The following is a 17,751-nucleotide window of genomic DNA, read 5'->3' as shown; positions in this document are numbered from 1 at the left end:
GTACGCAAAGCAATGGGCAGGGCGGCAAAACCGTTCCTGCCCATTTGCACATCAGCCAAAAGTCGCGCTCGTCCCCGGCCAAAATGTGAGCCACAACACGCAGCATAAAGTTCGACGCACAGCGTAGAAAAAAAGGGATCGAGAGGATGAGCGAGGCTTACGCCCAGGCATGGCAGCGGAGCATGGACGACCGCGAAGGATTCTGGTCCGACGCGGCCCGCGCGATCGACTGGACGACCGCGCCCGACGCGGCCTGGTCCGATACGGACGGCTGGTTTCCCGGCGGCATGCTCAACACGTGCCATAACGCGATCGACCGCCATGTCGCCGCAGGGCGCGGCGATGCGCTTGCGCTGATCCACGACAGCCCGGTCACCGACACGATTCGCCGCTTTACCTATGCCGAACTGGCCGAAGAAGTGGGCCGGGTCGCGGCGATGCTCGCTTCGCTTGGCGTTGGGCGCGGCGACCGCGTGGTGATCTATATGCCGATGATCCCCGAAACGGTCTTTGCCATGCTCGCTTGCGCGCGGCTGGGGGCGATCCATTCGGTGGTCTTCGGCGGCTTTGCTCCGCTCGAACTGGCCAAGCGGATCGACGATGCCGCGCCCAGGCTGCTGCTCGCGGCCTCATGCGGGATCGAGGGATCGCGCACGATCGCGTATAAACCGATGGTCGATGAAGCGCTGCGGCTGGCCGATCATCCGGTGGACCATGTCGTGCTGCTGCAACGCGAACAGGCGCCCGGCGCGATCGAGGGGCCGCGCGATGTCGATTGGGCGCAGGCGCGCGCCGCGACTGCACATGACCCGATCCCCGAGCCGGTCCCGGTCAAATCCGACGATCCGCTCTATGTGCTTTATACCTCGGGCACGACCGGCACGCCCAAGGGCGTCGTGCGCGACAATGCGGGCCATGCGGTCGCTCTCGCCTGGTCGATGGCCAATATCTATGGCATCGGCGCGGGCGATGTGTTCTGGGCGGCGTCGGACGTGGGCTGGGTCGTCGGGCACAGCTATATCGTCTACGCCCCGTTGCTGGTCGGCGCGACCACCGTGCTGTTCGAAGGCAAGCCGGTCGGCACCCCCGATGCGAGCACATTCTGGCGCGTGATCACGAGGCACGGGGTAAAGACCTTTTTCACCGCGCCGACCGCCATCCGCGCCGTGCGCAAGGAAGACCCTGATGCCGCGCTGCTCAAATCCGTCGGCATCGGGCAGTGTCAGGCGATTTTCCTCGCCGGCGAACGCGCCGATCCTGACACGATCGGCTGGCTGGAAGAGCACAGCGGATTGCCGGTGATCGATCACTGGTGGCAGACGGAGCTCGGCTGGCCCGCGCTTGCCACATGCGTCGCGCTTGGCGATACCCGGCGGCGGCGCGGCAGCGCGGGCTTTCCGGTGCCGGGCTATGATTTCGCCATCCTTGATGAAGGCGGCCATCCGGTCGAAACCGGCGCCAGCGGCTCGGTCGTGATGCGCGAACCACTGGCCCCCGGCGCCTTTCGCACGCTGTGGAACAACCACGCCGGCTACGAAAAGAATTTCCGCACGTTCCCCGGCTGGTATGAAACGGGCGATGCCGGGTACATCGATGACGAAGGCTTCGTCCACATCATGGGGCGCACCGACGACATCATCAATGTCGCCGGCCATCGCCTTTCGACGGGCCAGATGGAACAGATCGTCGCCGCCACCCCCGGCGTTGCCGAATGCGCGGTCATCGGCGCCGATGATGCGATCAAGGGCATGATCCCGGTGGCCTTTGTCGTCCCGCGTGCGGGGATCATCGACGAAGGCGCGCTGCACGATGCCGTGATCGCCTCGGTCCGCCGCGAACTGGGCGCTGTCGCCGCGCTGAAGACCGCCTATGTCGTCGCGGGCCTGCCCAAGACGCGTTCCGGCAAGATCTTGCGGAACCTGCTGCGCAAGATCGTCAACGGCGAAGATTTCGTCACGCCGCCCACGATCGATGACCCCGCCGTGCCCGAGGCCCTCGTCGCCGCCGTCCGCCAACCCGCCACCGTGTGATAAGTGTTGCAATGGGCCCACAAACCCCATTGCAACCCCGCGTTCCCCCCGTTAAAGGCACCCAACCCGCCCAAGGGCGAGCCGCTTTAGCTCAGTCGGTAGAGCACATCATTCGTAATGATGGGGTCAGGTGTTCGAGTCACCTAAGCGGCACCATTTTTCTCCAATAAAATAAAAGCATTGGCGACCCAAGGGCCTCTGTCGAGGCTGGAGACAAAGGTCTCCCTGGAGGTCGTTGTCTCCATTTTGTCTCCAAATTTTGTTGCCCAGCGTCGATTTGCCGATGCCCATGTCCGCAGCAACCCGCTCCTGTGAAAGGCCGCTGATCAGCGCAATCCGTACCGTCTCGCGCTTGAACTCATCTGCATGCTTTGTCGTCATCTCGTCGATCCCCTGTTGCGAGCATAAATCGCTCAGGTGACCGGCGCAAAACCGTTACAAGTCCACTGAACCTGCATGTTCATGGGGAAAACCTCCATGACGGGCGCCGAAAGCCTCTCTCTCGGCACTCAACCCGTCACGGAAAACTCGTCCGCACTCTCACTCTCCTGGGGCGTTGCTAGTGGTCCGATTCTGACATTTGCTACCGCTCTCGGCTAGGTGGTGCGCAAATGTCAGAATCTTTTCGGACCACTAGAAGGTTTTGATTCTAGTGGATTTTCCGATTCTGACATTTGCGGCCGAGCTATCCGGATGGCGGGATGCAAATGTCAAAAACAATCCACTAGGTTGGCGTCCATGCCGTCAGCTGTTCAATTAGCCAGGCAATCGCGGGATCCGCGGCATGCGCGCGATGGCACTGGATCGTCGAGCGCATTGGCGGAATTTCCACCGGCAAGGGCCAGTAGCGAATAGGCAGGTAACGCGCGGCCTTGCGCGCCATCGATTCATGAAGAATGGCCAGATACCGGGTGCCGATCAGCATCTGCGGCAAAGCGGCGAAATAGCTGACAGTCAGGGTATGATCGAGTTCAAAGCCCAGGCCGCGCAATTCGTTGATGGCGTAGGAGCCGGTCCTTTGCCGCCCGATCACGGCGGATATGAAGCGGGCTTGGGTCATGTCGCTGATCGTGGTGGGCAGGGCCATCACCGGATTGTCGACCCAGCCCGCCACCACGTGATGTTCTTCCATCAAGGGGATCATCGGGTGGCGGTCGCTCAGATAATTTTGCGGCGTGATGATCAGATCCAGTTCGCCAGCCTCCAGCATGGCTGTCGCCTGATCGCCCGTCGGGGTTATCACAAACCGGATCCCCGGCGCGCTCGCCTCGATGGTGGGCAAAAGATCGCCCAACACCGTCACCAGAATGAAGTCCGACGCCATCAGGCGAAATGTGCGTGTTGAGGTCGCGGGGTCGAATTTGGCCGACGTGGAGATCAGCGCATCGACATCGGCCAGGACCGATTTGAGATGCGGCTGGATGCGCAAGGCATAGGCGGTCGGGATCATCTGCTTGCCATGCTGCACCAGCAGCGGATCATTGAAATGGCTGCGCAAACGGGCCAGCGCGGCGCTGATCGCCGGTTGGCTGATGTGCAATTGCTCGGCGGCACGGGTGACGCTCTGGCGCTCGATCAGCACATCGAGCGCGGCCAGCAAATTGAGATCAAGCCCCTTGAAGCGCATCGCATCAATCCGTTTTTGTGATCGTTTTTATAACAACAAACTATTTTTCAAATAACAAGCTCTGACGCACATTGATCTCAATCAAAAAACACCGGGGAGATCACCATGCGATTCCGTGCCATCCTGCTAGCATCTGTCGTTTTCAGCACGCCAGCCATGGCGCAAACAACAGCGCCCGCCCAGACCCCTGTAGCCGACGCGCCCGCGACCGGGCTGCAGGATATTGTCGTTACCGCGCAGCGCCGCGAGGAAAATCTGCAAAAGGCGGCCCTGGCGGTCAGCGCTGTGGCAGGCGATGATCTGGTCAAACAGTCTGTGACGCAGGCCAATGACCTGACCCGGCTCGTTCCGGCCATTCAGGTGGCATCGGCATCATCCTTCACCCAGATCTATCTGCGCGGCATTGGCAGTTTTGGCGCGAACGCCTTTGCCGAACAGGGCGTGGCCTTCAACCTCGACGGCATCTATCTCTCGCGCCCGGCGGCCCCTGCGGCGCTGTTTTATGATCTTGAGCGGCTCGAAACGCTCAAAGGCCCGCAAGGCACATTGTATGGCCGCAACGCCAGTGGCGGCGCGCTCAATGTCATCACCGCAAAGCCCAAGCTGAATGAAACCAGCGGCTTCCTCAATGCCGAAGTTGGCAATTACAACACATTCAAGACCTCGGCCGCCATCAATGTGCCGCTGGGGCAGCAATGGGCGGCGCGCGTGTCGGGGCAATATGCCCGCCACGATGGCTATTTCAGCGACGGCTATGATGATGAAAACACCGGCGCGGTGCGTGGCCAGCTGAAATTCGACAATGGCGCAGGCATCAATGCCACTTTGATGACCGACTATGGCCATGTCGGCGGCAAGGGTGCGGGCGGGACGATCATGCCGTTGATCGGCAATGGGCGTCTCGGGGTCAGTGACCCGGCGGTGCTCGCCGCTTATCAGGCCGCGCAACCGACCGCGCCCGTGCCGCAGATTCTCGCCAAAAGTGACGGGTTTCAGGACAACAACTATTATGGCGCAGCGCTCACCGCCAATGCGGATCTAGGCTTTGCCAAGCTAACCGTGATTCCGGCATGGCGCGAGACCGACCTCAATTTCCTCTCCTATGCTTCGTCCTTCCTGATCCGGGACATTGAAAAATCGCATCAGGGTTCGGTCGAAGCCCGGCTGGGCAATCGTTCCGGCGCGGTGAACTGGGTAATCGGTGGCTATTGGTTCAGCGAACACGTCAATGCGCTGCAGCATTACGATCAGGGCAGCAATTTGCTCGACATCAATTCCCTGCTGGACACCAGCAGCCTTGCCGCCTTTGGGCAGGCGACCGTGGAGGTCGCGTCGCACGTCCGCCTGACGGGGGGCCTGCGCTATACCGACGATCACAAGCAGCAATCGACCAATTTCACCAATGCGCCCTTTGTCGGCTTTGTCAGCCCCGCGACGGGTAATTTCACGCCGATCTTTGCCAGTATCCCGGCGGTCGCCACCAGCGATGTGCATTTCCGCAAGACCACCTGGAAGGCCGGGCTGGAATATGATGCCGGGCCGCGCAGCCTGGTCTATGCCTCGGTGGCGACGGGCTTTAAATCCGGCGCGCTCTATGCGGCAACCGGTCAGAATTACTCGCTGCCCGAAGGTCTGACCGCCTATACCCTCGGGTCCAAGAACCGCTTTCTCGACAATCGGCTGCAGTTGAATGTCGAAGCGTTCCTGTGGGATTACAGCAACCAGCAGGTCTCGCATCTCGGCCCGGTGCAGGTGGCATCCACCCCGGCTGGCGGCATTTATGCGCCGGTGTTTCTGACCGAAAATGCCGGATCGGCCAAACTTTATGGCGTTGAGGCGGAATTGTTGTTCAAACCAACTCCGCAAGATATGTTCAGCGCGGATATCCAGTGGCTGCACGCAAGGTACAAGACTTTTGCCTATCAGGCCTATTCGACCTCGGGCGCGACCCCGGTCGAAGGTTGCGGCGTCACGCCGACCGGCCTGATCGCGGCAACACCGGGCGCTGCCATTTTCAATGTGAACTGTTCTGGCCGACCGTTGGTCAATGCGCCCGACTGGACGATCAATCTGGCCTATGAGCACAAGTTTGCTTTGGGCAGCGGCGGCGAGGTGAGTCTGGGCGCCGATACGCGCATTCAAAGCGGCACCTATGTGTCGATCGACTATCTGCCGGATGGTCATCAGGACACCTATATGATGTCCAACGCGCATCTCGGCTTCGAGCCGGTGGGCGGTCGCTTCTCGGTCACCGCCTTCGTCAACAATCTTGAAAACAGGACCGTCTTTGCCGCCAGCTTTCAGAGCCCGGTGAAGAACGGCGTCTTGTACAACCAGTTGCGCCCGCCCCGCACCTTCGGCCTGCGCGGCTCGGTCAAGTTTTAAATCGCCAATCCGGCCAGTTGCGGAGCCGGTTCGCCCCGGCTCCCGCCTCCAACGACGAGATGAATGACTATGCGGCAACAACATATCCTGATCATTGGCGGCGGGATTGGCGGTCTGACGAGCGCCATCGCTCTGGGCAAGGCGGGCCATGGCGTCACGGTGATCGAGCGTGATCCGACATGGTCGGTCTATGGGGTGGGGATCATTCAGCAGTCCAATGTGCTCTCTGCCGCGCGGCAATTGGGCATATTGGATGGCTATCTGGCCGCTGGTGTCGGGTTCGATGCGGTGGAGGTCTATTCGCCCGATGGGCAGAAGATCGCGCGTGTGTCCGGGCATCCGGTGGCCGAGGGTCTGCCCGCCAATATGGGGATTGGCCGCCCTGCCCTGCACAAGCTGCTGGGCGACGCTGCCAAGGCGGCGGGTGCGCAGATCCATCTCGGCGTGACCGCCACCACGATCAACGATGATGGCGAAGCCGTGCACGTCGATTTTTCCGACGGCAGGACGGGCCGCTACGATCTGGTGATCGGCGCCGACGGTGTCTTTTCCCAGACGCGCCAGACCATCATGCCCGATGCACCGCGCCCGCAATACACCGGACAGGCGGTGTGGCGCTACAACTTCCCCCGCCCGGCCGATCTTGACGCGCTACATGTCTACAACGGCCCGACCGGCGTGGGCCTTGTGCCGATCAGCGCCGAGCTGATGTATATGTATGTCACCACGCCCGAGCCGGGCAACCCGCGCTATGAGACGGCGGGAATTGCGGCGAGGATGCGCGGGAAACTGGCGGGCGCCGCACCTGCCATTCAGGCGCTTGCGCAGCAGATCACCGATGACGAGAGCGTGGTCTATCGGCCTCTGGAGGGCATGATGCTCTATGGGCCGTGGCACAAGGGCCGCGTGGTTTTGCTGGGCGATGCTGTGCACGCCACCACGCCGCATCTGGGGCAAGGGGCGGGCATGGCGATCGAGGATAGCATCGTGCTGGCCGAGGAAATCGCCAGGGCCGCCACGCCGGAAGAGGCCTTTACCGCCTATCACGGCCGCCGTTTCGAACGCTGCCGTTTCATCGTCGAGAAGAGCCTGGAGATCTGCCACGGCCAGATCGGCAAAGGCCCGCCGGTCGATAACGCCAAGGCGACGGCAGAGATGTTCACCATCGTCTCGCAGCCCATTTGAACTTGCAAGGATTTGACCAATGAGTCGAGTGACTGAAATCCGCTATGTAGGCTATGGCGTCAGTGATTTTGACGCCGAGGCTGCTTATTATCAGCAGAAATGGGGGTTGGAGCGCGTGCCATCCGGTGACGGAATGGCCTGGTTCAAGACGCAGGGGCATGACGAGCACCACGTTGTCCGCCTGCGCAAGGCGGAGGAAAACCGCATTGATGTGATCGCGCTGGCTGCTGACAGCCGGGCCGATGTCGATGCGCTGGCCGCCCGGGTGGAGGCTGCGGGCGGCAAGATCGTCCATGCCCCGCGCGAACTGACGACACCGGGCGGCGGTTATGGCTTCCGCTTTTTCTCGCCCGATGGCATCTTGATGGAAATTTCCAGCGGTGTGGCGCGCGGCACCAGCCGCCAACTCCAGCGCTGGGAAGGCGTGCCGGTCAAGATCAGCCACATCGTGCTGCATTCGCCCGATCACAAGGCGCTGATCGCGTGGTTTTGCGATGCGCTGGGCTTCAAGGTGTCGGACTGGCTGGGCGATTTTATGTGCTTTTTGCGCTGCAATTCAGCCCATCACCGTTTCGCCATACTGCCCGGCCCGGCCTGCCTCAACCATGTGGCCTATGACATGCTGGGTGTGGATGACGTGATGCGCGGCATTCACCGCATGAAGCAGATGGATGTGAACATCGGCTGGGGGCCGGGCCGCCACACGGCCGGCAATAACACCTTCAGCTATTTCGTCAGCCCTTGCGGCTTTGTCACCGAATTCACCAGCGATCTCGAAGAGGTGGATTTCGAGACGCGAGCGCCGCATGTCTACACGCCCGCGCCGATGGTGATGGATCAGTGGGGTATCGGCACCGGTGGCCCGCAGACGCTGCCGCATCCGCACGAGAATGCGGGTCTGTTTGTGGCGGAAGGGGCATAAGCTGTGGCGCTCTATTCTCCTTTCCCGAACTACATCTGGAACCTCTCGGTTGCCATCGCGCTCGAAAGTGGCGGCCAGATCGGCGAGATCGTCGATATGTGCCAACCGATTATCGAGGCGGCGGCTGGCGGTGGCGATGTCGGCACGCCCGCCTTCATGAAGCAATGGGCGGCGATGGGCGACAAACTCATCGAGCTGGCCGCCGAGGATGAGGCCAGGGGGGGCGGCTTTTCCGCGAGTGACAAATTGGAACGCGCCGCGCTCTATCTGTTGGTGGCCGAGCGCATGCAGGGGCATGGCGCGCCGGGGCGCGAGGCAACCTATGCCAGGGCGCTGGCGAGTTTCGAGCAATCGACGGCGCTGGGCAAGATCAATCGTGAGCGGGTGGAAATTCCGCTCGAGCATGGCACGATGGCCGCGCTCTACACCCGCGCGGCGGGGGAAGGCCCCCATCCGGTCGTGGTCTATTGCAATGGTCTCGATAGCTGCAAGGAGATGCTCTATTGGAGCCGCCTGCCGCAAGCGCTGGCGCGGCGCGGGGTTTCCACGCTTTGCGTTGACCAGCCCGGCACGGGTGAGGCGCTCCGCCTCCAGAACCTGCCGGTCGATCCGCATTCGGAAAACTGGGCGAGCAGGGCGGTGGACTGGCTGGAAGCCCAAGTTGATGTTGATCCCAAGCGCATCGGCATGACCGGCATTTCGCTGGGCGGCCATTTCGCGCCGCGCGCCGTCGCCTATGAGCCGCGCTTTGCCAGCGGCGCCTGCTGGGGCGCGAACCACAATTGGCGCGAGGTGCAGGACAAGCGGATGAAGCGCGAGGGCGAAAACCCCGTGCCGCATTACTGGGCGCATGTGATGTGGGCCTTCGGGGCGAAGGATATGGACGAGTTCCTCGCGAAATCCGACGCGATGAATCTCAACGGCCATATGGATCGGGTGAAAGTGCCCTTCCTCGTCACCCATGGCGCGCAGGACCGCCAGATCAGCGTCGATTACGCGCATGATTGCTACGACCAGCTGGTCAATTCCCCCCGCCGCGAATTGAAGATATTCACCGCGCGCGAGGGCGGCGTGGAGCATGTGGGCGCCGACAACATGGCCTTTGGCCGCGATTATATCGCCGACTGGTTCGCCGAAACATTGGGAGGGCACACGGCATGACCCGCCGCTTCATCGATCTGTCGATCACGCTGTGCAACGATGTGGTGACCGATCCGCCGTTCATGAAGCCGGAGATCACCTATCAGACGCATGGTGAAACCGTGGCCGAGGCTGCGCACTTCTTTCCCGGCCTCACGGCAGAGCAGTTGCCCGGCGGCGAAGGTTTCGCAGCGGCCGAATGGGTACGGCTGACGACGCATAGCGGCACGCATCTCGACGCGCCCTGGCATTTCCACCCGACGATGGATGGCGGCGCGCGCGCGATCACCATCGATGAAGTGCCGCTCGAATGGTGCTTCCAAAATGGAGTGAAACTGGATTTTCGGCATTTCCCCAACGGCTATGTGGCAACGGCGCAAGATGTTGAGGACGAGTTGAAACGCATCGGCCATGATCTGCAGTCGCTCGACATTGTGTTGGTCAATACAGCGGCGGGCATGGCGGTTGGCAATCCCGATTACGTCAACATTGGCTGTGGCATGGGCTATGACGCCACCATGTATCTGACCACGCGCGGGGTGCGCGTCACGGGTACTGATGCTTGGAGCTGGGACGCGCCTTTCAGCTATACGGCACAGAAGGTGAAGGAAACCGGCGATACCTCGCTGATCTGGGAAGGTCACAAGGCCGGGCGCGACATCGGCTATTGCCATCTGGAAAAGCTGCATAATCTCGAAGCGCTGCCACCCCACGGCTTCACCATTTCCTGTTTCCCCCACAAGATCAAGGGCGCGTCCGCTGGCTGGACCCGCGCCGTTGCCATCATCGAGGAATAATCATGCGTCTTGCAACCCTTCGCGATGGCACGCCCGACGGGGCGCTGATGGTCGTTTCGGCCGATGGAGCGCGATATTTGCCCGCTGGCACCAGCCTGATTGCCGCCATCGCCGATTGGGGGAAGGCCGAACCCGCCTTGCAGGCGCTGGCGGCAAGGGTGGCTGCTGGTGAGGGGGAGGCTATGGCGGGGCAGGCCATTGCCGCGCCCATGCCTCGCTCGTGGCAATGGCTGGACGGTTCGGCCTTTGCCCAGCACGGCGACCTGATGGAGATAGCCTTCAACTCCCCGGCTGCCGACCGTTTGCGCCCGCTGATGTATCAGGGCGTGTCGGATCGATTTTACAGCGCCAGCGATGATATTCCCCTGCCCAGCGAGGCCGACGGCATCGATTTCGAGGGCGAGTTCGGCGTGATTACCGACGCCGTGCCGATGGGCGTAACACCGATACAGGCCGCCGCCCATATCAAGCTGATCGTGCAGATCAACGACTGGTCGTTGCGGACCATTGCACCGGTGGAAATGAAAACGGGTTTTGGCTGGGTGCAGGCCAAGCCTCCTTGCAGCATGGCGCCCTTTGCCATCACCCCCGGGGAATTGGGCGCGGACTGGCGCGACGGGCGGGTCTGCTCCGATCTGTTGGTGGAATGGAACGGAGCACGCTTCGGACTGGTCAAGGGCGATGAAATGGGTTTCTCCTTTCCCGAATTGATCGCCCATGCTGCGCGCACCCGCGATCTGGTGGCGGGCACCATCATCGGTTCGGGCACGGTGTCGAACAAGGATTATGCCACCCGTGGGTCAGCCTGCATTTCCGAACGCCGCGCCATTGAGATCATCGCGCAGGGCAAACCAGCCACACCCTTCCTGGGTTTTGGCGACCGGGTACGCATGGAAGCCATCACCAGCACCGGCGGAACTCCCTTCGGCGCGATCAGTCAAACTGTGGTGAAGGCATGATCGACGCTGCATCGGACAGTGGCCTGCTGCCAGTTCACCGCGTCGTTACCGGCCATGATGTTCAGGGTCGTGCGATCATAGCGGCGCAAGACGTCGCACCGACTCAGATGATTGCTTCAGGCGATGCAAGCTTTCTGACGATCTGGGCCACACAGGACGTGCCTGCCGACAACAACGACAACCGTGACGGGCGCGAGTTGCCGACTGGCCTGACGCTGGAGCGTGGTTCGGTGATCCGCGTTGTCGACATGCTGCCGGGCGGAGAAAGCCCGCTGCATCGCACTAACAGCATTGATTATGGCATCGTCCTCAACGGTGACGTCGAGCTGGAGCTGGAGGGCGGCGTGAAACAGACCGTGCGTGCAGGCGGAATTATCATCCAGCGTGGCACTAATCACCTCTGGCGCAATCCCACCGACAAGCCTTGCCGCATTGTCTTTGTGCTGATCGAGGCACTGGCCTATCGGCACGATGGTGAGGCCTTGCCGGAATGCAAACCGGATTAGGGCGCAAACTCAAAAACCATATCTTCTGTGAGTTTCGTTTGACCAAAACAGCTCATCGCGATGTCGGATCGACGCGGCCATTCGCTTTATGTCATCGCCCGCCGCCGTGCCACCCAACAGGAGCTTGTCATGATCGAACCCCGCCCACTCCTGATCACCGGCGCTGGTGGATTTGTGGGGCGGCAGGTGGTGCGACAGGCGCTGGCGCTCGGCCACCAGGTGGTGGCGATGGACAGCGTCACTGCGGGCATTCCAGAAGGCGCGCGCATCGTTGCCGGTGATCTGGGCGATCAAGAGGCCCGCGGTGAGGCGCTGGGGGATGGAGTTTGCGCGGTGATCCATCTGGCCACCGTGCCCGGTGGCGCGGCTGAGGCTGATCCCGCCGCATCGCGCCGGATCAATCTGGATGCTTCATACGACCTGCTGCTCGAGGCCTCCGCTTTTGGCAACCGGCTCCGCTTTATCTTCGCCAGTTCCATCGCCGTGTTTGGCGATCCGATGCCGGCCCATGTCGATGACGCCACCCCGCTCAGCCCCAAAATGATCTATGGCGGCCATAAGGCGATGATTGAACAGGCGGTCGCACTTTTCACCAACCGTGCCATGATCGACGGGCTCAGCCTGCGGCTGCCGGGCATTCTCGCTCGCCCCCAAGCACCGAGCGGCATGAAAAGCGCCTTTATATCCAACCTGTTTCATGCCCTCAAAGCGGGCGAGGCCTTTGTTTGTCCGGTCTCGCCGCTAGCTACCATCTGGGCGCAATCGCTGGACACTTGCGCGCGTAATGTGCTGCATGGATTGATGTACGACCCCGCGTATTTGCCGCCGGCCTACGCTCTCACGCTGCCCGCTCTGCGGTTCACGATGGGGGATTTGGTGGAAGAGATCGCGCGGCAATGTGGCAGCCGGGCCGAACTGGTGTCCTTTGTGCCCGAGCCGGCGCTTGAAGCCGCTTTTGGCGCACAACCCCCGCTTTTCACTCCGGCTGCCGAGCAGGCTGGCTTTGTGGCAGACCGTGATCTTGGAGCGCTGGTCGCCAGTGCCCTGACGGCGCTCGCCTGAAAGAAGCGTTCGACAGCCCCTGCCAGCGTGGTCCTGACCGATAGCATTCCGCACACCGCCAGCGGCAAGGTCCAGAGATAGCCTTGCGCTCGGCGCGGCCGCGTACAGACGGCGCGATGTCGCCAAGCGAGAGAAAGCGTTCGTCATCGGGCCGCGAAACCCACTCCGAGGACACGCGCCCAACCCGCGAGCCGCGGCTGACATCCATCTTGTATCCGCCGCCTGACACCGGGCGTGCGTCGAGAACCTGCATGTTCATGGGAAAACCTCCATGACGAGCTCCGGAAGCCACTCTGCCGGCCCAACCCGTCACGGAAACCATGTCCATCGTCTGACTCTCATCGGGCGGTCGAGACAGATGGTTCGGGCGTGGGGGGGGCTTTTCCCTTTCGCTTACCGGCAACAGCTCAGATCGGCTTGAGAAGTACCGCTTCCCACCTACGTGCTGTCAGCCATCGTCGCCGAAGAAATCCTCGTCCAGTCGCTTAACTTCAATCACGCGGCTGGCGCGCACACCGACGCCAAATTCCACCATCAGTTCAGTGAGCCGCGCCCCATCGATCAGGATCACCCGCTGTTGTAGCCCTTTGGCGTAATCCAGCGCCTGCTTGCTGAAGGTGGAGGTGGTGACGAACACGCCTTTGTTCGCACCGAGGCCAACGAGACTGCCGACAAAGCCTTGCACTTCAGGCCGCCCCACCGAGGAGCCCACGGCATAACGCTTGGCCTGCACATAGATGCGATCAAGGCCCAAACGATCCTCGTCGATAATGCCGTCGATGCCGCCGTCGCCGCTCTTGCCCAACTGGCGGGCAGCATCATCATGGGAGCCACCATAGCCCATGGCCACCAGCAAATCGACAATCAGCCGCTCAAAGAATGCCGGTGACTGCTCCAGCACACGAACCAGCAAGTCCGCCTTCAGCGCTTTGGTGAGAACGGCATAGGCTGCATCGATCTGCTCTTCTGGCGTCGCGTCAGACGAAGCGGCAGCGAAAGCAACATGACTTTGCTCCGCCGAAACCGACTCATCTCCAGCCTGATTGTAGAAACCAACAAAGGCCGGATAGCGTTTTAGCGTTTCAACATCGATGCGCGCGGGTTTCGTGGCAAGCAGATCCCGGCCAGCCGCCGATGCGACAAACACACCGCGCCTAGGGCTATCAATCAGCCCAGCCTTCGTCATGTAGAACTTGGCCCAGTGAACCCGGTTATGCAAGAGTCGCTGCTTGCCGCTTGGGAGCATTTCTTCACGTTCGTCCTCTGACAGCCCGAGGCGATCAGCGATGACCTGCGCGGCGGCTGGCACCCGCGTTTCGCCCTCAGCGGCGATACCGAGCAAGGGAAGCATCAACGATTGATAGTCGGGAATAGCCATTCGCTTGGAATAGCAAAGCCTCCGCTGTCCGCAACCGCGCAAATTCTGCCATCGTATATGAACAGACCACAGTCAGCTTGCGAAAGCCCTGATAATGGAATTACGGTGACAGGTACGGTAATCCCTAATTACACCGTGACTTTGGCCTTCGCTTACCAGGTAACCGCGATAATCCGGATTTTCGTTCCATATCCTTTAGGCACTTTGGGGTGTTGCGGTAACACATGCAATAGCCCCTAAACATCCGATAGTCGCCGACTTTGCTCGTCGCTTTCCGGCGCTCTTTGAGCTTTTCGCGGCGGGCAGGGTGGGCTGCGGCGCGTGCGGGTGATGGGATCTCGATGCGAGGCGGCGAGGCGGCACGGCGGGCGTGCGCCTACGCTTTTCCCCGCGCGGGGGATTTGGGTTCCTTAAAGCTGCGTTGACTATCGTTGCGATTGGCTTGGGCGGTGAAAAGGTATTGCGTCCGGCCGGAACGAGGTTTCGATGGCCACGCTTGCAGCTTTGTTCACGGATGATCGGATGCCGCGCGCTCAAAGCGCTGGGGCGGGCGAGCGCGAGGGCGGGTTTGAGGCGATCATTGGTCGGCTGAGCCAGGATATCAGCGCGCTGGCGATCCGGCTGAACGATGTGCTCGGCAATGCCGAACACATCGCGCGCGAAAGCGAGGAGGGGCGCGCTGCGGCGGAAAGCCTCAAGGGATCGACCGCGCAGTTTTCGCGCGAAACCCACGAACTGGCCGCTTCGATGCGGCAGATCGCCGGGACTATCGGCGATGCCGCGCGCGGAATCGATGCGACCAATGCCACGATCGGCGCCGCGCTCGCCAAGACCGGGGCGCTGACCGATGCGGTGCGCGATGCATCGACTTCACTGGGCGAATTGCAGGCTTCGCTGGCGCAGGCGTCGAAGATTTCCGGCGATATCAGCTCGATCGCGATGCAGACCAACATGCTCGCGCTCAATGCCGCGATCGAGGCGGCGCGCGCGGGCGATGCGGGCAAGGGCTTTGCCGTCGTGGCGCACGAGGTCCGCCTGCTGGCCAACAAGACGCAAAGCGCGACCGCCCAGATCGACCAGGCGCTCGACAGTGTGATCGCCTCGGCGCGTCACCTGATCGCACGGGGCGAAGACAATATCCGCGTGGCCGACGAAGTGCAGCGCGATACCGGCGCGATCATCGATCTGACCGCGACTGCCGCTGCCGATCTTGCCCGGATCCGCGACGAGGCGGGGCAGGTGATCGATGTGACCAGTCGGCACGAAGAGGCGTTTTCCGGGCTGATCGACGTGATCAACCATGTCAGCAACGCGCTGATTTCCACCGCGACCGAAATCGGCGCTGCCACCGACAGCCTGGGCGCGACCAGCGAAGTCGCCGAAGCGGTGCTGTGGACTTTGGCGCGCACCGGGGTCGCGACCGACGACAGCCCGATCATCGCCGCCGTGCGCGAAACCGCAGACGCCATCGCGCTGGCGTTCGAAGCGGCGATCGATCGCGGCGAAGTGAGCATGGACGCCCTGTTTGACGACCGTCTGCGCCCGATCGAATATTCCGATCCGCAACAGTTTCTGGCGCGGTACACGAGCTTTGCCGATCGCCTTTTGCCTGCGTTTCAGGAACCGCTGCTCGAAAGCGATCCGCGGATCATCTTTGCCTGCGCGACCGATCGCAACGGCTATATCCCGACTCACAACCGGCGCTTTTCGCAAGCCCAAGGCAATGATCCGGTGTGGAACGCGGCGAACAGCCGCAACCGGCGCCTGTTTGCCGACCGGGTCGGGCTGGCCGCGGGGCGCAACCGCGAACCCTTTCTGTTGCAGATCTATCGCCGCGACATGGGCGGCGGGCGCTATGTCCTGATGAAGCATGTTTCGTGCCCCATTGCCGTGCGCGGGCAGCATTGGGGCGGATTGCGCTGCGCCTTTTCGGCTTGATCGGGTTTTGGCAAGCGGCCCCGAACGCCTTATGTGATGCAGGACCGCAGCGTGGCGCTGGGGGCCGGGGGGAGCATGGGGCATGGCGTTTCGGATTGGCAGGGGCGCGCTGGCGGCGGGGCTGATGGTCTGCTCTTCCGGCATCTGGGCGCAAACGCCTGCAGCTATCGACCGCGATCTGATCGAGGTTTCGATTCCCCGGCTGCACGGGCTTTATGACAGCCATGCCTATACCATCCGGCAAGTGGTGGACTGGTATCTCGCGCGGATTGCCCGATACAATCCGGTCTATCGCCCGGTCGAACAGGTCTTTGCCGACGAGGCGCGGGCGCTCGCCGACAAGGAGGATGCAGCGGGCGGGGAAGATGCAGCGGGCGGGCCGAGCGCTGCGCACGGGCCCTTGTGGGGTGTGCCGATCGTCATCAAGGCCAATACCAGCATCGCCGGCAAAGTGACGACCGACGGCTGGGACGGCTATGTCATTGCCGGGCACGAACTGGTTGCGCCGCACGATGCGACCGTGGTGGCGCGGTTGCGCGCGGCTGGCGCGATCATCATCGGGCATACCAACATGCCCGATTTCGCCAATGCCGATACCAATCGGTCGAGTTCGTTCGGGCGCACGGGCAATGCCTATGACGTGCGCTTTTCGCCGGGTGGATCGTCGGGCGGGACAGTGACGGCGGTGACGGCGAATCTGGCGCTGCTCGGCAATGGCACCGATACCGGCAATTCGATCCGCATGCCCGCCGCGACGAGCGCGCTGGTCGGCGTGTTTCCGACGCGGGGGCTGGTCAGCATCGCGGGGATCGCGCCGCTCGACTGGCTGCTCGACAACACCGGGCCGATTGCGCGCAATGTCACCGACGCGGCGATCGCGCTCGGCGTGATGGCGGGCGAAGATCCGCTCGATCCGGCCACGCTGGGCTCTGCGCAAAAGGCGCAAACCGGGCCTTATACCCGCTATCTGAGGGCCGATGCCTTGAAGGGCAAACGCTTTGGCGTTCCGGCTTTCATCATGCAGGGGATCGGCATTCCGTTTCACGGCACCCCCGCGATCGTGCCCGAAGGCGCGGCGGCAAAGCAGGCGGCCAATGCGGCAGTGGCGCTCGACCCGCGCACCCGCGCCGCCTTCATGAAAGCGATCGACGAATTGCGCGCGCTCGGCGCGACGGTGGTGATCGATGACGGCGTGCTGCCTGCAGGCTTTGCCCATGATGCCGCGCGGATCGCGACATATCCTTATGTGCGCGAAGGGACCGATCGCTTTCTCGCCGCATTCGGCCCGGCACACTATCATTCGAGCGCCGATTACGAACGCGTGATCGGCGCACCGATCGGGGCGGCGGTCATCGGCACCGAGCCGAACAATGCCGAATTCCTGTCGGGCGACATCAAGATCCGGCAGGCAATCCTCGAAACCGACCCCGATGCGGAAAAGAACCTGTTCGGCCCGCGGCGGCGCGTCTTGCAGGCCTATCTCGAGACGATGGATCGGCTCCATCTCGACGGTTATGTCTATCCGGCGATCCAGATGCCCCCGGTCGACGAGACCATGCCGCAAAACGGCGGGCTGAGCGATGGGCCGCATTCGGCGACAAGCTGGGTCAATATGCTCGGCGTGCCTGCCGTGGTCGTGCCGGGCGGGTTTTATCCGGGCGGATTGCCGTTCGGGCTCGAAATCGCCGGGCGTCCCTGGCACGATGGCGATCTGCTCGGGTTTGCCTATGCCTATGAACAGGGCACGCGCCATCGCCATCCGCCGGTTCTGGTCGAACAGGGCTTGCTGCCCGACGCGCCGTGATGCCGGGGCGCGTCGGGC

At 62.3% G+C, this 17,751-nt stretch carries 14 protein-coding genes, 1 tRNA gene and 1 pseudogene; 12 read left to right on the top strand and 4 right to left on the bottom strand.

Going from position 1 to position 17,751, the window contains the following annotated elements; genetic code table 11:
* The first annotated feature begins 146 nt into the window (after positions 1 to 146).
* On the top strand, positions 147 to 2,030 hold the full coding sequence (locus tag AQZ50_RS01950) for an AMP-binding protein (protein WP_067741773.1): 1,884 nt from the start codon (positions 147 to 149) through the stop codon (positions 2,028 to 2,030).
* 80 nt (positions 2,031 to 2,110) lie between these two features.
* Positions 2,111 to 2,186, top strand: a tRNA-Thr gene (locus AQZ50_RS01945).
* Here the strand turns inward: AQZ50_RS01945 and AQZ50_RS21220 are convergent.
* A complete protein-coding gene (locus tag AQZ50_RS21220; RefSeq protein WP_156427193.1) occupies positions 2,157 to 2,411 on the bottom strand; it encodes a hypothetical protein in 255 nt (84 codons plus the stop codon). The two genes, AQZ50_RS01945 and AQZ50_RS21220, sit on opposite strands and share 30 nt — an antisense overlap.
* A gap of 343 nt (positions 2,412 to 2,754) precedes the next feature.
* Entirely contained in the window at positions 2,755 to 3,657 is a 903-nt protein-coding gene (locus AQZ50_RS01935; RefSeq protein WP_067741770.1) for a LysR family transcriptional regulator, read from the bottom strand.
* 156 nt (positions 3,658 to 3,813) lie between these two features.
* Between AQZ50_RS01935 and AQZ50_RS01930 the strand changes: the two genes are divergently transcribed.
* From AQZ50_RS01930 to AQZ50_RS01895, 8 genes are all read left to right on the top strand, one after another.
* Positions 3,814 to 6,042: a TonB-dependent receptor gene (locus tag AQZ50_RS01930; RefSeq protein ID WP_231730062.1), complete on the top strand. Its 2,229-nt coding sequence runs from the start codon at positions 3,814 to 3,816 to the stop codon at positions 6,040 to 6,042.
* Between the two features lie 69 nt (positions 6,043 to 6,111).
* Positions 6,112 to 7,227, top strand: coding sequence for an FAD-dependent oxidoreductase (locus AQZ50_RS01925; protein ID WP_067741765.1), 1,116 nt, complete (start codon positions 6,112 to 6,114; stop codon positions 7,225 to 7,227).
* A gap of 19 nt (positions 7,228 to 7,246) precedes the next feature.
* Positions 7,247 to 8,149: a VOC family protein gene (locus AQZ50_RS01920; protein WP_067741762.1), complete on the top strand. Its 903-nt coding sequence runs from the start codon at positions 7,247 to 7,249 to the stop codon at positions 8,147 to 8,149.
* Positions 8,150 to 8,152: 3 nt separating this feature from the next.
* Entirely contained in the window at positions 8,153 to 9,310 is a 1,158-nt protein-coding gene (locus tag AQZ50_RS01915) for an alpha/beta hydrolase family protein (RefSeq protein WP_067741759.1), read from the top strand.
* On the top strand, positions 9,307 to 10,086 hold the full coding sequence (locus tag AQZ50_RS01910; protein ID WP_067741756.1) for a cyclase family protein: 780 nt from the start codon (positions 9,307 to 9,309) through the stop codon (positions 10,084 to 10,086). The genes AQZ50_RS01915 and AQZ50_RS01910 overlap by 4 nt, the downstream gene beginning before the upstream one ends.
* A 2-nt stretch (positions 10,087 to 10,088) precedes the next feature.
* The gene (locus AQZ50_RS01905) at positions 10,089 to 11,045 is read left to right on the top strand and encodes a fumarylacetoacetate hydrolase family protein (RefSeq protein WP_067741753.1); all 957 of its coding nucleotides are present in this window, start codon (positions 10,089 to 10,091) and stop codon (positions 11,043 to 11,045) included.
* Entirely contained in the window at positions 11,042 to 11,551 is a 510-nt protein-coding gene (locus AQZ50_RS01900) for a cupin domain-containing protein (RefSeq protein ID WP_067741750.1), read from the top strand. The genes AQZ50_RS01905 and AQZ50_RS01900 overlap by 4 nt, the downstream gene beginning before the upstream one ends.
* Before the next feature lie 129 nt (positions 11,552 to 11,680).
* Positions 11,681 to 12,613, top strand: coding sequence for an NAD-dependent epimerase/dehydratase family protein (locus AQZ50_RS01895; RefSeq protein ID WP_067742391.1), 933 nt, complete (start codon positions 11,681 to 11,683; stop codon positions 12,611 to 12,613).
* A gap of 85 nt (positions 12,614 to 12,698) precedes the next feature.
* Here AQZ50_RS01895 and AQZ50_RS20860 read toward each other — a convergent pair.
* Together AQZ50_RS20860 and AQZ50_RS01890 are read right to left on the bottom strand one after the other, a co-directional pair.
* Positions 12,699 to 12,872: pseudogene (locus AQZ50_RS20860) on the bottom strand (DUF932 domain-containing protein); the annotation flags it as partial.
* 189 nt (positions 12,873 to 13,061) lie between these two features.
* Positions 13,062 to 13,991, bottom strand: coding sequence for a restriction endonuclease (locus tag AQZ50_RS01890; RefSeq protein ID WP_067741748.1), 930 nt, complete (start codon positions 13,989 to 13,991; stop codon positions 13,062 to 13,064).
* A gap of 522 nt (positions 13,992 to 14,513) precedes the next feature.
* Between AQZ50_RS01890 and AQZ50_RS01885 the strand changes: the two genes are divergently transcribed.
* Entirely contained in the window at positions 14,514 to 15,929 is a 1,416-nt protein-coding gene (locus tag AQZ50_RS01885) for a methyl-accepting chemotaxis protein (RefSeq protein ID WP_304437921.1), read from the top strand.
* 82 nt (positions 15,930 to 16,011) lie between these two features.
* Entirely contained in the window at positions 16,012 to 17,733 is a 1,722-nt protein-coding gene (locus tag AQZ50_RS01880) for an amidase (protein ID WP_082703349.1), read from the top strand.
* Positions 17,734 to 17,751: the final 18 nt, after the last annotated feature.

It is taken from the genome of Novosphingobium sp. Fuku2-ISO-50 (assembly GCF_001519055.1).
In the GTDB taxonomy this organism is placed as follows: Bacteria; Pseudomonadota; Alphaproteobacteria; order Sphingomonadales; family Sphingomonadaceae; genus Novosphingobium.
This window is presented reverse-complemented; position numbering and strand designations above follow the sequence as displayed.

Coding starts and splice junctions, on each gene's coding strand:
- AQZ50_RS01905 (WP_067741753.1), top strand. CDS start 10,089: ATGCGTCTTGCAACCCTTCGCGATGGCACGCCCGACGGGGCGCTGATG.
- AQZ50_RS01885 (WP_304437921.1), top strand. CDS start 14,514: ATGCCGCGCGCTCAAAGCGCTGGGGCGGGCGAGCGCGAGGGCGGGTTT.
- AQZ50_RS01890 (WP_067741748.1), bottom strand. CDS start 13,991: ATGGCTATTCCCGACTATCAATCGTTGATGCTTCCCTTGCTCGGTATC.
- AQZ50_RS21220 (WP_156427193.1), bottom strand. CDS start 2,411: ATGACGACAAAGCATGCAGATGAGTTCAAGCGCGAGACGGTACGGATT.
- AQZ50_RS01950 (WP_067741773.1), top strand. CDS start 147: ATGAGCGAGGCTTACGCCCAGGCATGGCAGCGGAGCATGGACGACCGC.
- AQZ50_RS01900 (WP_067741750.1), top strand. CDS start 11,042: ATGATCGACGCTGCATCGGACAGTGGCCTGCTGCCAGTTCACCGCGTC.
- AQZ50_RS01910 (WP_067741756.1), top strand. CDS start 9,307: ATGACCCGCCGCTTCATCGATCTGTCGATCACGCTGTGCAACGATGTG.
- AQZ50_RS01925 (WP_067741765.1), top strand. CDS start 6,112: ATGCGGCAACAACATATCCTGATCATTGGCGGCGGGATTGGCGGTCTG.
- AQZ50_RS01935 (WP_067741770.1), bottom strand. CDS start 3,657: ATGCGCTTCAAGGGGCTTGATCTCAATTTGCTGGCCGCGCTCGATGTG.
- AQZ50_RS01920 (WP_067741762.1), top strand. CDS start 7,247: ATGAGTCGAGTGACTGAAATCCGCTATGTAGGCTATGGCGTCAGTGAT.
- AQZ50_RS01930 (WP_231730062.1), top strand. CDS start 3,814: ATGGCGCAAACAACAGCGCCCGCCCAGACCCCTGTAGCCGACGCGCCC.
- AQZ50_RS01880 (WP_082703349.1), top strand. CDS start 16,012: ATGGCGTTTCGGATTGGCAGGGGCGCGCTGGCGGCGGGGCTGATGGTC.
- AQZ50_RS01895 (WP_067742391.1), top strand. CDS start 11,681: ATGATCGAACCCCGCCCACTCCTGATCACCGGCGCTGGTGGATTTGTG.